Origin of the sequence: Affinundibacterium amnicola (assembly GCF_014284275.1) — a bacterium.
In the GTDB taxonomy this organism is placed as follows: domain Bacteria; phylum Pseudomonadota; class Gammaproteobacteria; order Burkholderiales; family Burkholderiaceae_D; genus Undibacterium; species Undibacterium amnicola.
In genome coordinates this window covers 418,767-432,884 of record NZ_JACOFU010000003.1, presented here as the reverse complement: position 1 = coordinate 432,884, position 14,118 = coordinate 418,767, and the positions used below count along the sequence as shown (strand labels likewise).

Annotated in this window: 11 protein-coding genes; 6 read left to right on the top strand and 5 right to left on the bottom strand. The window is 46.9% G+C overall.

Annotation, left to right across the window (positions count from 1 at the left end; all coding sequences use genetic code 11):
• A complete protein-coding gene (locus H8K33_RS09845; protein WP_186890839.1) occupies nt 1–1,206 on the bottom strand; it encodes an efflux RND transporter periplasmic adaptor subunit in 1,206 nt (401 codons plus the stop codon).
• Between the two features lie 3 nt (nt 1,207–1,209).
• Entirely contained in the window at nt 1,210–1,767 is a 558-nt protein-coding gene (locus tag H8K33_RS09840; RefSeq protein WP_186890838.1) for a hypothetical protein, read from the bottom strand.
• Nucleotides 1,768–2,023: 256 nt separating this feature from the next.
• Between H8K33_RS09840 and H8K33_RS09835 the strand changes: the two genes are divergently transcribed.
• Entirely contained in the window at nt 2,024–2,704 is a 681-nt protein-coding gene (locus tag H8K33_RS09835; protein WP_186890837.1) for a heavy metal response regulator transcription factor, read from the top strand.
• Nucleotides 2,704–4,119, top strand: coding sequence for a heavy metal sensor histidine kinase (locus tag H8K33_RS09830; RefSeq protein ID WP_186890836.1), 1,416 nt, complete (start codon nt 2,704–2,706; stop codon nt 4,117–4,119). Before H8K33_RS09835 ends, H8K33_RS09830 begins: the two co-directional genes overlap by 1 nt.
• Before the next feature lie 57 nt (nt 4,120–4,176).
• Here H8K33_RS09830 and H8K33_RS09825 read toward each other — a convergent pair whose 3' ends face one another.
• The 3 genes from H8K33_RS09825 to H8K33_RS09815 form a co-directional block, all read right to left on the bottom strand.
• Nucleotides 4,177–5,610, bottom strand: coding sequence for a M20/M25/M40 family metallo-hydrolase (locus H8K33_RS09825; RefSeq protein WP_186890835.1), 1,434 nt, complete (start codon nt 5,608–5,610; stop codon nt 4,177–4,179).
• Between the two features lie 165 nt (nt 5,611–5,775).
• Nucleotides 5,776–7,167: an ATP-binding protein gene (locus H8K33_RS09820; protein WP_246443475.1), complete on the bottom strand. Its 1,392-nt coding sequence runs from the start codon at nt 7,165–7,167 to the stop codon at nt 5,776–5,778.
• Between the two features lie 24 nt (nt 7,168–7,191).
• Entirely contained in the window at nt 7,192–7,851 is a 660-nt protein-coding gene (locus tag H8K33_RS09815; protein ID WP_186890834.1) for a response regulator, read from the bottom strand.
• 165 nt (nt 7,852–8,016) lie between these two features.
• On the opposite strand from H8K33_RS09815, the gene H8K33_RS09810 reads away from it, so the two are divergent.
• The 4 genes from H8K33_RS09810 to H8K33_RS09795 are packed head-to-tail and all read left to right on the top strand — an operon-like array spanning nt 8,017 to nt 13,991.
• Complete coding sequence (locus H8K33_RS09810; RefSeq protein ID WP_186890833.1) at nt 8,017–9,285, top strand: efflux RND transporter periplasmic adaptor subunit; 1,269 nt, start codon at nt 8,017–8,019, stop codon at nt 9,283–9,285.
• Complete coding sequence (locus tag H8K33_RS09805) at nt 9,285–12,407, top strand: efflux RND transporter permease subunit (protein WP_186890832.1); 3,123 nt, start codon at nt 9,285–9,287, stop codon at nt 12,405–12,407. The genes H8K33_RS09810 and H8K33_RS09805 overlap by 1 nt, the downstream gene beginning before the upstream one ends.
• The gene (locus H8K33_RS09800) at nt 12,400–12,726 is read left to right on the top strand and encodes a DUF3240 family protein (protein ID WP_186890831.1); all 327 of its coding nucleotides are present in this window, start codon (nt 12,400–12,402) and stop codon (nt 12,724–12,726) included. Before H8K33_RS09805 ends, H8K33_RS09800 begins: the two co-directional genes overlap by 8 nt.
• Nucleotides 12,726–13,991: a TolC family protein gene (locus tag H8K33_RS09795; RefSeq protein ID WP_186890830.1), complete on the top strand. Its 1,266-nt coding sequence runs from the start codon at nt 12,726–12,728 to the stop codon at nt 13,989–13,991. The genes H8K33_RS09800 and H8K33_RS09795 overlap by 1 nt, the downstream gene beginning before the upstream one ends.
• Nucleotides 13,992–14,118 lie beyond the last annotated feature (127 nt).

Here is a 14,118-nt window from a genome sequence, read left to right as displayed (position 1 = left end):
TTACTTCACTTGCGCTAATAAACTAGCACCAGAGGTCACGACACGTTCATCTTCTTTCAAACCAGAGACGATAGAAATCCGTTCGCCATCCAGACTATGCGCCACTACTTTACGCTGTACAAAACGTTCCGCTTCGGTATGTACCCAGACGACTGATTCGCCGCCAGTCAATTTGATCACCGAAGAATTCGGCACAGCGTATCCCGTCGTCAGACGTTTGGTTTGAATAATGACTTTGATCGCCTGCCCAACTGCGACCGCAGTCGATCTACCCGACACACGAAATAATAAAGGAATCGCTTGTTCACGCATTTGCTGCCCGCCACCGACAAAGCTCAGCGATAAACTAGGCGTAAGATTATTTGATGCGGATGCTTGCGATGAATTCCAAGTTGCAGTCGCATTGGCGATATCGGTGGTCAGAATGGGATCATAGGCCAAAGCTTCCACCATCAAGCGATTCGGATCAATGATTTCAAACAGCGTTTCTTTCGCATCAAACACTTGCCCCGTGACCGCGTTGGCAACACTGATAATGCCCGATACAGGCGCAATTAAAGCTTCACTTTTGGAGAGACTAGCCTCGACTGCGGCCTTACGTTTCTTCAAGGCTTCGTAATCAAAACGCGCCGCCTCCACCGTGGCTTTTGGTAAAGCATCGGATAGTTGTTCAAAGCGATGCACCTTACGTTCAGCAATCGATAATTGGGAGTCGATATCTGCCAGAATCGATTGGCTATTGCCACGATCTAGACTCGTCATCACAGGGCGTAAATAGGCCAATACTTGTCCCTTAGTCACGCGCTGTCCCAAACTAGGCAAACCAGATGGGCCGGCCTCAAGACGCCCAGCCTGGCTCGCCTGCACCCGTCCGCCTGCATTTGGATCCGCCATGATTTTGCCATTCAGTTCTATGGTATTTGGCAACTCAGCTTGCTCAGTCAATAGCGTGCGCAATGCTAATTGTCTTTGTACGATTTTGGGAACAAATAAACTCCCGTCGGATAAACGCTGGGCGGCAGTGGCATCTAAGATGCTTGGTTTTGCGTTTGCCGCTGCGCTAGATTTGGTCGCGGGTTTAGCTGGTTTTTTACTATGATCTTCGTCGCCGTGCGCTTTTGCCAGATTGAATTGGGCAACTAACACAAGGGGAAGAATGACAGCAGAAAATTTCATCGTTGATTTGAACATGGTAAATAATTTCATGACTTAAGCTCCCCAAGCAGAACGGCGCTGACGACGCTTCAGTAAGATGGTGCCACTCACGATTAAAATGATGATGACCAAACCGCCCAAGGCGATCCACCACCATGGTTTGCCCTCTTCAGGATGATCGTGCGCTTCTTCGCTGAGATCGGGAATTTCTAAACTCGCGGTCATGACATCACCTAATTCACCGGCCTGGACCGAAATCGATAAAGGATATTTCCCGACTTTTTCCATCACGCCTTTACTCAATTCGATCACATACACACCCGGCGCAGTTTGCTTGGCGATGGCTTTCAAGACACTGCCGCTTTCCACTTCAATCTGCGCATCAGCGACCAAGCTATTATCAGCAAATCGGTCAAGATAAATAATCAGCGAACGGCCTTGCAACACCGCGACTAATTCGAAGTCTTCCGTTTGAGCACTGGCGCGCGGCGCTACTTGCATCGTCGGTGCCGCAGGCGCGGCATGTTCATGGTCATCATTGCCATGCGCGTTCGCCGTTCCGGCTATCTGCAGACTAAGCAACAATGCAATCAGGGTAAAAAGAGACTTCAAAACACACTCCTTACTAGTGTCAATACCGTGCAATACGAAAAATAGCCGCTATTATCGCTTTCACATCACTACAGCTAGCTGACTGGCAGATTACAAATCTGTAATCTTGGTGGAATGAATCGGTGTAAATGGGGTTTTAGTGGAATTTGGTGGAGTAAGTTGGAATTTCGCGGGTAAAATTGGTAAAAATTGGCTAGTCACAGCCAACTACGACCGTTTCCTCCCATCGCAATTTCACCAAAAAGCTAAACCTTGAATGAAAATTCTGATCGTCGAAGATGAACAAAAAACAGGTGATTACCTGAAACAAGGTTTAACCGAATTCGGCTTTAGCGTCGATCTTGCACGCAATGGTCTAGATGGATTGCATTTGGCAAAATCAGGAGAATACGATTTGCTAATTCTCGATGTGATGCTACCCGAGCTCAATGGTTGGCAGGTCTTAGAAGCGCTACGTCGTCAAGGTCTGCAAACACCTGTTTTGTTTTTAACTGCAAAAGATCAAGTCGAAGATCGCGTCAAAGGTCTAGAACTCGGTGCCGACGACTATTTGGTCAAGCCATTTGCCTTTTCTGAATTGGTCGCACGCGTCAGAACTTTACTGCGCCGAGGCAAAAATCAAATCGAATCAACCAGTTTGCGGGTCGCCGATCTTGAATTAGATCTCCTCAAACATCGCGTGACACGCAACGGACAACGTATCGAACTAACCGCAAAAGAATTCTCACTACTTGAACTCTTCATGCGTCGCCAAGGCGAAGTCTTAACGCGCTCACTGATCGCCTCACAAGTATGGGACATGAATTTTGATAGCGACACCAACGTGATTGAAGTCGCCATGCGTCGCCTACGTAGCAAAATCGATGACCACTTTGAACCCAAGTTAATTCATACACTACGCGGCATGGGTTATGTGCTTGAAGTGAAAGAAGTCTGATGCCTAGCCTCTCGCAACTCTCGCTCACCGCACGTTTAACACTCTTCTTCACCAGCTTGTCTTGTGTGGTCTTGCTTAGCTTGGGCTGGCTGATTGGTGCGTCGATTGACGAGCATTTTAAAGAGCAAGATCATCATGCCTTGAGTGGTAAATTGGAGCTCGCGCAGCACATTATTGAACGTGTGAATAGCGAGCAAGACGTGCGTAATTTGGCGGATCAGCTCGGTGATGCTTTGGTTGGTCATCATGATTTGGCAATCACGATCTTAGATAACCAAAACAAGGTGATTTTGGCTTCTGATGTGGTGGAGTTTCCAGCGCAATACTTACAACAGGCAAGAACACAAAGTCGTTCTACCCTGTTTTCTTGGGAAGCGAAAGGTGATCATTATCGTGGTCTAGTGAGTGTATTTAATACCAAAGATCAGCGATATGCGCCCATCACTGTGGCGATCGCGACGGATATCGCGCACCATCAAGAATTCATGGCGAGTTTTCGCAAGACTTTATGGCTGTTCGTCTTTGTTGCCGCTTTGTTGACTGGCGTATTAGCCTGGTTCGCTGCGAGTCGTGGCTTGCGTCCATTACGCATCATGCGAGAGCGTGCTGCTAAAGTCACTGCGAGTAAATTGAATCAACGTCTATCAATCGAAGCCGTGCCACCAGAGTTGGCGGATTTGGCGCACAGCTTGAATCAAATGCTAGCAAGACTGGAAGAAGCCTTTCAACGTTTATCGGATTTTTCTTCTGATCTCGCGCATGAACTACGTACACCAATCAGCAACTTAATGACGCAAACCCAAGTGTCCTTATCGCAAGCCCGCGATGCACAAAGTTATCGTGAAATTTTAGAATCGAATGCCGAGGAATACAGCCGTTTGGCGCGCATGATCGCAGATATGTTATTCCTTGCGAAAGCAGAAAATGGCTTGAGCTTAGTGAATGTTGAACAAGTCGATGTGGTGCGTGAACTCAAAGATTTATTTGAATTTTACGAGGCACTCGCGGATGAAAGAAAAATCCACTTTGATCTGCAAATTGATCAATCAAATGATGCAGGAGTATTGATACAAGGTGATCGGTTAATGTTACGTCGAGCACTCAGCAACATTTTATCGAATGCCTTGCGCTACACACCTGAAGGCGCAAACATAGGGATACATCTGCAACAACAGTCCGCATGTTTGGAAATCAAAATCTGCAATCCCGGTACCACAATTCCTGCGCATCATCTGAGCCGCATCTTTGAACGTTTTTACCGCGCCGATCATGCACGTCAACATGCTGATGGTGAAGGTTCAGGTTTGGGCTTGGCGATTGTCAAAGCGATTATTGATGGTCATCGTGGGCAAATCACGGCATCTTCTGACAATCAACTAACTTGTTTCACGATTCATCTGCCGCAATCGAATTAAAAAAAGCGCCTTGCGTACACACGACAAGGCGCTTCATGCAGTGACATCAAGCTAGTTTTACTGACTTAGGCGTTTCGCCAAAGCGTACAAAAATTGCTGACCTTCATACAAGGATTTCACTGGTAAGCGTTCATTCAAACCATGCGCGTTAGAGCCTTCCGGATAATGAAACATCCCACTAACACCATACGTCCAGATACCTGCATTATTCAAAAAACGACCATCAGTCCCGCCTGGTGACATCGTCGGCACCACCGGAATACCCGGCCACATTTGATTGGTGAGATCGGTCACTGCCTTCATCAATTCGGGATGTAATGGTTGTGCTGGTGAGGCGGTAGCGACACCAACCGGCGTAATCTTTATGGCACCGTCGGCCAATACCGTTTGTATTGTTGCTTGGGTCTGTTCTACCGTTTCACCCGGCAAGATACGGCAATTCACATTCGCCTGTGCGCGTTGTGGCAAGGCATTGCTCGCATGTCCAGCATTCACCATCGTGGCGACACAAGTCGTACGCAGACTAGCGTTATAAAATGGCGTGCTCGCACTTAAACGGGCTAAGGCTTCGGTATCGACTGGTTCACGCAAGATCGCTTTCATATCCGCTGCGAGCTGCCCACTTTCCAAAGTCGCCATGGTGTCAAAAAAGCCTCGCGTGGTTGGCGTCAGGCGGAACGGAAAATCAAACTTGCCCAGACGCGATAAGCCATCGGATAATTGATAAATCGCATTGTCTTTACGTGGCACCGAACTATGTCCACCAGTATTCGTCACTTCCAAACTAAAACTTTGGAATATTTTTTCACCCGCTTGGATACCATGTCGTACCGGCTTGCCATTTTTATCTAAACTGCCGCTACCACCTTCATTCAAAGCGAGTTCGGCGTCGATCAAATCACGATGATGTTTGAGTAAGTATTCAACACCATTGTGTTTGGCGGGCACCAATTCTTCATCGCAGGTGAGCGCCAAAATCAAGTCGCGGTTGGTCGTCAATTTTTCTTTTTTATAGCGCATCATATTGGCAACGAAGATCGCCGCCATTGCTTTGTCATCCGAGGCACCGCGCGCGTAGAAAAAACCATCCTCTTCGATCAATTTAAACGGATCGCGTATCCAATCTTCACGCTTTGCTTCTACCACATCAATGTGTGCCAACATCAGTAATGGTTTTTTACCATTGGCTTTATCGCTAGACGTCGCTTTCAATCTAGCGATGAGATTGCCTTTTTTGGGCGCATCGGGCGGCACGACGATGTGCATATCAGCATCGCTATAGCCAGCCTTTTTCAAATGCTTCGCCATCGCTTTCGATGCCGCGGTGCAGCTACCAACCGAATTGGTGGTATTAATTTCGACCAATTCTTGATAAATGGCGCGTAGTTGTTTTTGTTCGGGATTTAAGTTCTGCGCGTTAGCAAAGCTTGCGCCGCTACTAAATGCGATGGCGATCAGTGCGCTGGTGATTTTGATGCGAGATTGAGGCATAGCATATTCCTAAAATAGATATCGACGTAAGAAAATCGTGTTGAAAGCATTATGAATACATATTGATTCGGAATGTATCATCATAGTTCCACGCAAAGATGCGATTACCCAGATTAACAACAAACGTCGGCATTTTTACGAAGATTAAAATATTAATTTTGGATACTAAGACGCTAACCAAACGGTCACGATCAAGCCCTGTCCCGCCGCTTCACCGAGTTCTAATTGGGCATCATGACTACGCACAATACTTTTCACGATCGATAGTCCTAAACCACTACCAGAAGCACTGGCACTTGGCAAACGGAAGAAGCGTTCAAACACCTTTTCTCGCATCTCAGCTGGAATACCAGGTCCACTATCACTCACACGCAAAAAAGCACGCCCATCGACACTACCGCAAGCAAGTTCAATTTGACCACCAGCTGGTGTGTAACGCACGGCATTATCGATTAAATTACGAAGCATGATGGCCAAAGTATCTGGATTCATCAAACAGGATGCGGCTTGTAAGTCGCTTAGTAGGTGTAACTGTTTTTTTTCCGCGATACTGGTAAATTCCGCCACTTGTTTCGCCAAGAACTGCTGCAAATCATAAGTCTGTAATGCGGGATCACGCGCGTCTTGCGGATCGAGTTTCGATAAAGTCATGAGCTGTCCGACTAAACGCGTCGCCCTATCCACACTAATCAGCAAACCCGCAGCGGCCTCGTCGCGTTCCTGATCATTACGAGCGCGTTGGATCACTTGCAAATTCGCTTTAATCGCTGCCAGTGGCGTCCGCAATTCATGCGAGGCATTGGCAGTAAATCGCTGTTCCTGCTCCATCGCATGACTAACACGTTCAAACAAATGATTTAAGGCAGTCAGCAATGAGTGCAATTCCACCGGCGCGCCAGCCAGATCGACTTTTTCTAAATCATTTGGTGTACGTTGACTGACTTGGTCGGCAGAATGTTGTAAAGCGCGGAACAAACGATTGATCATCCACCAGATTGCACCCGCCATCAGCGGCAACACCAAGACCGCAAAGAGTAACAATTTATAAGCGAATCGTCCGCTGATATCTTTACGGTGACTGATAGGTTCGGCAATTTGAATTTGCAAACGATGCGGGGCATTCCAGATCGAGTAAGTACGCCACGGTTGTCCGTTCAATTGCGTCCAACCAAAGCCGCTAGTCGTATCGGTGGTGAGTGGTGTTTCTGGCGCTGCATTATTTCGATACAGCAGGCGTTTTTGTGTATCCCAAATTTGCAATAACAAATACTGGCTGTGTTTTTCGACATTGGACTCAGTCAAAGTGTCAGCCGTCGAAGCCAAACGTTCCTCGGCTTCATGATCCGCCAAAGTCAGCAGTAGATGCGCAGTTTCAGCCAGCGATTGATCGAACAATTCTTGGCTTTCTTGATCAGCTTCGATATACACCACGATGCCACTAAAGCCCCAGATCGACACAGTGATCGCCAAGACAATCGCTAAAATTGAGCGACGCAGTGACCAGCCTTCGCCTTCTTTCATCGCTAAATTCTTTAGTTCAATCTTTCGCAATTCCATATTTGCTTTACTCGCTGTCGCAATTTATTCTTTATCAATCACATAACCCACCGCATGCAAGGTGCGAATCAATTCTTTACCCAGCTTCTTGCGCAAATGATGGATATGCACTTGTATGGTATTACTTTCGATTTCATCACCCCAGCTATACAGTGCTTGCTCCAGCTGATCTTTGCTAATAATTTGTCCGATTTGTTCAAATAAAATCTGCAGAATATTGAACTCGCGCGTCGTCAAGCTAATCGAATCACCATGCAATTTGACTTGTCTGGCGGCGGTATCAATTTCCACACCTCGATGGCTCAATACTTCACGACTACGACCTGCCAAACGACGCCGGACTGAGCGGATTCTGGCAGCTAGTTCATCCAAGTCATAGGGTTTAACAATGAAATCATCCGCACCACTATCTAGACCCATGATGCGATCAGGCACTTGATCTCTGGCGGTCAAAATCAAAATTGATTCATCAAATCCTGAGGCACGTAATTTTTTTAGCAAAGACATCCCATCCTGTCGCGGCAATCCTAGATCAAGAAGCAAGCATTGATAGTGATGTAGTTTGATCGAGATTTCTGCATCTTCTGCTGATTGCACCCAATCGACCGCATAGCCAGATTGATCCAATCCCAGCTGAGTGGCGCGCCCTAGTTGGGGATCATCTTCTACCAACAATATACGCATCTTTTTCCTCGGTATTTTTTTGCCAATAAGGACAGACTTTAATTTTAACGATCTACAACAAACTACAACAAATGTGATTATTCACGCATAGTAAGCCTGACATGTTAAGGAGTTCTTAAGAACCCACAACTAGAATGGCCTCATCCTTTCCTCAATGAGACTATTATGCTTACTTTAATTCATCAAGAAAAACAATTTAGCAAGCTTCTACTCCTTAGTGCACTTGGTTTCTTCAGTGTTGTGCCCAACAGTGGTGCACAAACAAATTCTCAGATTCATATCAGTCAGCAGCAAATCACTCGCTCAGGAATTCGCATTGAAGCGGCAATACCCGCCTCGAACGGTGGCTTAGCCGCAAATGCGAACCTCGCTGACAAAGGTTTGCGATTATCAGGCACGGTTGTCGCCGCGACTTCCGCAACACAGTTACTGAGCGCTGTTGTGAGCGGTGTAATTCAAACGATTCACGTCAATCCTTTGCAAGAAGTCAAAGCAGGAACGCCGATTGCGACTATCTTTAGCCAACAATTGATGGAAATGCAAAGAGAATATTTGCAATTAGCCACGCAAGCGCAATTGGCACAAGACAAAGTCAATCGCGATGAGAACTTATTTAAAGAAGGCATTGTGTCACAGAGCCGACTACAAGAAAGCCGCGCGCAAGCGATGCAAACGGAAGTTGCAGCAAGCGAGCGTCGGCAGAGTTTGAAGGCGGCAGGCCTAAGTGATAAGGCCTTAAAGCAATTGCTCAAAACCCGAAGTTTAGTAACGACTACCGCGATTTATGCCAAATCGAAAGGGACAGTGCTGGATTTGCAGGCTCAGCTTGGACAACGAATCGAAGCAGGTATGCCGATCGCTAAACTCAGTGGCGATGCGCCATTTTGGATAGAATTCCAAGCCTCAAAAATTCAGGCAGCACAAATTCGTATCGGTGACATGTTGCAAATCAAAGACTGCGGCAACGCTAAAGTCATGGCGATTTCACCGCAAATTGATGCGGGCAATCAAAGCATTATTATTCGTGCGCAAGAAGTTAATCAGGCGAAACAAGCCTCATGCTTGCGCTTGAACCAATTTGTCGAAGCTAGCCATATTGGCCATCAAGTCGTCAAAAACAGTTATGGTGTGCCAGCAAATGCCTTGGTACGTAGCGGCAATCAACAATATGTGTTCGTAAAAAACAATCACGGTTTTGAGGCACTCGAAGTCAAAATCGTTTCAGGCTCCCCCGATAAGATTTGGCTGACCGGCAATTTCGGCAGCAATCCACAAATCGCCACGCAAGGTTTAGTCGTACTCAAAGGTGCATGGTTGGGATTAGGTGCAGAAGGTGAGGAAGCACCTGCACCGACGCCAGCCCCTGCTCCGGCCACCAAAGCAGCGAACAAGGGTGGCAATCAGAATGCAGCTTCAGCAAGTGAGAAGAAATAATGTTAGCGCGCCTTATCGCCTTTTCTTTAGCTCAACGACTATTGGTTCTCGTCGTGACAGTGGTCTTGATCGCAGCTGGCTTTCAAGCTTTTCATAATCTGCCGATTGATGCCTTTCCTGATGTATCGAGTACGCAAGTAAAACTCATCATGAAGGCGCCTGGCATGACGCCAGAAGAAGTTGAAACCCGTATCGTCGCCCCGATAGAACAAGAACTACTCGGCATTCCACACCAAGTGATTTTGCGCTCGCAATCCAAATATGCGCTGGCCGATATTACTTTGGATTTTGAAGATGGTACCGACGTCTATTGGGCGCGCCAGCAAGTCAATGAGCGCTTAAATGGTGTGTTGAAAGATTTACCAGCTTCGGTCAGTGGCGGTCTGGCACCAATTACGACACCGCTTGGTGAAATCTTCATGTTCACCATCGAAGGCCCCCTGTCTTTAATGGAAAAGCGCACTTTACTAGATTGGACGATACGCCCACAGCTACGTAATATCGCAGGTGTTGCCGATGTCAATACATTAGGCGGCCTAGTCAAAAGCTTCGAAGTCATTCCCAATCCAGTTGCCTTAGCGGCGCGCAAGGTATCTCTACAACAATTACAAGATGCGCTCGAAAGTAATAATCGCAATGATGGTGCAGGTCGTTTGAATAGCGGCGAAGAATCCTTGCTGGTACGCAGCGACGGAAGCATTCGCAGTATCGATGATGTACGTGCGATTACGATAGATCAACGCGGTGGTGTTGCGGTAAGAATTGGTGATGTCGCCACGGTGACGATAGGTCAATTAACTCGTTACGGCAGTGTTACCAAAGATGGCAAAAGTGAAGCGGTTCAAGGTTTGATTTTGGGAATGCGTGGCGCCAATGCACAAAAGGTAGTTGAACAGGTTAACCACCGTCTCAAACTCATAGAAAAAACGCTGCCACAAGGTACGACTATCAAGCCCTTTTATGATCGTGGTAATTTGGTCGAACGCGCAGTGAATACCGTCACCAAAGCATTAGCGGAAGCGACGATCTTAGTAGTGATTTTGCTTTATCTATTTTTGGGGAATGTGCGTTCCGCCTTAGTGGTTGCGTGCATCCTGCCACTCGCCGCGCTCGGCACCTTTTTATTGATGCGACAATTTGGATTGAGCGCCAACTTAATGTCATTGGGTGGTCTCGCCATAGCCATTGGTATGTTGGTAGACGCCGCTGTGGTCGTGGTCGAAAACATTGAGGCACATAGCGCTGATAAAGAGCGCCCCAATTTTTCTAAACTACATATTATTTATCGTGCCGTACGCGAGGTCGCTGTGCCAGTAACCGCTGGTATGGTGGTCATCATGATCGTATTCTTACCGCTATTATCGCTACAAGGTTTAGAAGGAAAATTGTTTGCACCTGTGGCGATGACCATTACTTTTGCGATCGCTGCATCTTTAATTTTATCGCTCACAGTGATCCCTGTATTAGCCTCATTCATGATGGGACAAGCACATCATGAACCGCCATGGTTAGTGCGTAAGCTAGAGGCAGTGTATAAAAGATTGCTAACACAAGCGCTGCAAAACGCAAAAAAAGTGATGCTAGCATCGGTGGTCGCTTTAATCGTCACCGCCGCCCTATTCCCTTTCATCGGCAAGTCTTTTATGCCGAGTTTGGATGAAGGCGACATCATTATGCAGATTGAAAAGCTCCCTTCGGTGAATTTGGATGAATCCACAAAATTAGACATGGCAATTCAAAAGCGCATCTTGGAAACCGTGCCAGATGTGCTGAATGTGATCGCTCGCGTTGGTTCTGATGAATTAGGTCTTGATCCAATGGGTCTGAATGAGACCGATACTTTCTTGGTGTTGAAACCGCATGATGAATGGAAGAGTAAGAGCAAAGAAGCCTTAATCGATCAATTACGCGCCGTCACGGCGGAATTCCCTGGCGTTAATTTTAGCTTCACACAGCCTATCGAAATGCGCACCTCAGAAATGTTATCTGGTGTGCGTGGCGATCTAGCGATTAAGATTTATGGCAGCAATAACCAGACACTAGCGAAACTTGCTGACAGCGTCGTTAAAACAGTGGAAGGCATACAAGGCAGCGAAGATGTTCTAACGATCAAAAACAGTGGCGTGCAATATTTACAGGTCGATATCAACCAAGATGCCGCTGGACGGCTTGGTTTAAGCGTTGACCAGATTCAGCACGATTTACGCACCATGGTTGAAGGACGCCAATCTGGCATCGTGATTGAAGATGGTCGTCGCATTCCTTTATTACTGCGCGGTAGCTCGTATTTGCAGATGTCGGCCGATCTATTTCAACAAATTCGCTTACCCATCGCAGATGGTACTTCGGTCGCCTTAAGTCAAGTTGCCGAATTGAAAATGGTTGATGGGCCAGTCAAAATTGAACGCGAGAATTCTTCACGCGTGGTGGTAATACGTGCCAACGTGCGTGGTCGTGATTTGGTTGGCTTTGTTGATGAAGCCAAAGCCAAAGTCGCTGCGCAGATCAAATTGCCGGAAGGATATCGCCTTTCTTGGGGTGGTCAATTTGAAAATCAGCAACGTGCGGCAGCGCGTCTTGGTGTGGTTGTACCGATTGCTCTGTCTTTGATTTTCTTCTTACTATTCGCCACACTCGGTACCGTCCGTCAATCCGTCTTGGTGTTTGTGAACATTCCATTCGCGATGTTAGGTGGCGTGATTGCATTGGCAGTGACCGGCGAATATTTATCAGTACCGGCATCGGTCGGCTTTATCGCACTCATGGGTATTGCGGTCTTGAATGGCTTGGTGATGATTACCTATTTCAACCAATTAGTCGCGCGTGGTGTACCGATTGATGAGGTGGTATCAGAAGGTGCTTTACGCCGCTTCCGCCCTGTCATGATGACTGCCAGCATCACCGCATTCGGCTTAATTCCTTTATTACTCGCAACCGGACCAGGTTCAGAAATTCAACGACCACTCGCGATTGTTGTCATCGGTGGCTTGTTATCGGCAACGAGTTTGACACTCATCTTGTTGCCTATTTTATTTAAACGCTTTGGTATTGCGCCGTCAGAACCAGTGCAAGCGAATACCAATGCCAACACAGAATCAACTGCAGGTGATCAGCATGACTAATACTTCTACACATCATAATATGGACAGTATGTTGACTCTAGCGATTCCGCTCAGTCTTACTGAAGAAATCTGTGATTTTCTTTTACTCAATCCGCAATGGGCTAGCGGCTTTTCGATTGTCGATGCACAAGGTATGGGGCAAGGTGCGGCGCTCCTTACTGCGATTGAAAAAGTGCAAGGCCGTAGCAAGCGCAAACTCATCATGGTAGTTGGCGAACAAACACAATTAATGCAATTAGTCACAGCACTCGGTGAAAAAATTAAGAATAGCGATGTCGCCTATTGGGTCACGCCAGTCAATAGTTTCGGGAGATTTTGATGTTTAAGATAAAAGTAAAATCAGTGGCTCGTGTGTGCTTGGTCGCGACTGGACTGCTGGCTCTGCCCGTTCTAGCAAATGACGATCCACTATCCATTTTGCCGCCTGACGCCATGGTCAGAAAGAGTTTTGAAAAGGTGCCGCAACTTCGTGCTGGCAGTATGGGAATCAATCTAGCAGGAAATCAAAAATCTCGTCTAGAAGCTGGACATTATGAATGGACCGCCAAAGTCGGTATCAGTCGTCGCACCGACCAGCTAGGTGAGCGTTTTCGTGAGCAAGAATTCGCACTAGAACGCCCTGTACGTTGGTTTGGCAAAGCGGATAAAGATCGCGCCATCGGCGATAAAGGGATTGAGATAGCAAAAGCGAGTTATGCCGATCAATGGCATGAGACCAGCCGCGCTTTACTGAAAGATTGGTTTGAAGTCATACGGGAAGATTTCACACAAAGACAATTACACCAACAACTTGAGATCGCAGAACAACTCAGCGTCATCGCGGCAAAACGTGTGAAGGCAGGTGACGCTGCAAAGTTCGAACAATTGTTTGCCGAAACCGAATTGCAACGTGTGCGTGCGCTAGTACAGCAAGCAGCGCAAAGATTGGAATTGGCGACCCAAGTATTGCAAGCGAACTACCCCGACTTACCGCTACCAAGCGCAAGTAGTTTGCCACAACCGGTCAATATGCATGCACAAGATGCAAAAAGCACCGAGCACTGGCTAGAAAAAATTTTGGAAGACAATCACGAATTAGAATTGGCACAAACCGAGGCTGAATACGTCGGTCTACAAGCAGCGCGTATCGATCAGGATAAAATGCCAGATCCAAGCTTCGGCATACGTTCAAGTCGTGAACGTGATGGCCAAGAGCGTGTCGTCGGCTTTAGTATTTCTATGCCATTTCCAGGTGCAGCTCGTAGCAGTGAACGAAGCGCAGCACTGACAAAGACGCAAATCGCTAATGAGAAATTACAGCAAGTGCAAACCAAGGTAAAGCTGATGGCAAGACAAGCAATTACCGATAGTCAACGTACTTACTCAACTTGGAAGACACTGGAAAATCTAAAGCAGCAAAGTTTACAACAAGCCAATCTAATGCAAACCGCGTATCGGCTTGGCGAAGTGGGGATTACAGAAGCACTCAACACCCGAAAAATGGCGTTAGATTCGGCGATTGCTGCCGACACTGCACAAATCGAAGCACTCGCCGCTTATGCCCGTCTACATTTAGATGCGCATTTAATTTGGGCTTTAGATTAATCTTTCCAGGTGATCACACAAATAAAAATGCTCCAAGAGTTTTATTCAACTCTGGGAGCATTTCTATTTTCACCAACTAACTGAATCGTTTTAGATACGACGCGACGAAGTCAATCTTTCGAGCTAC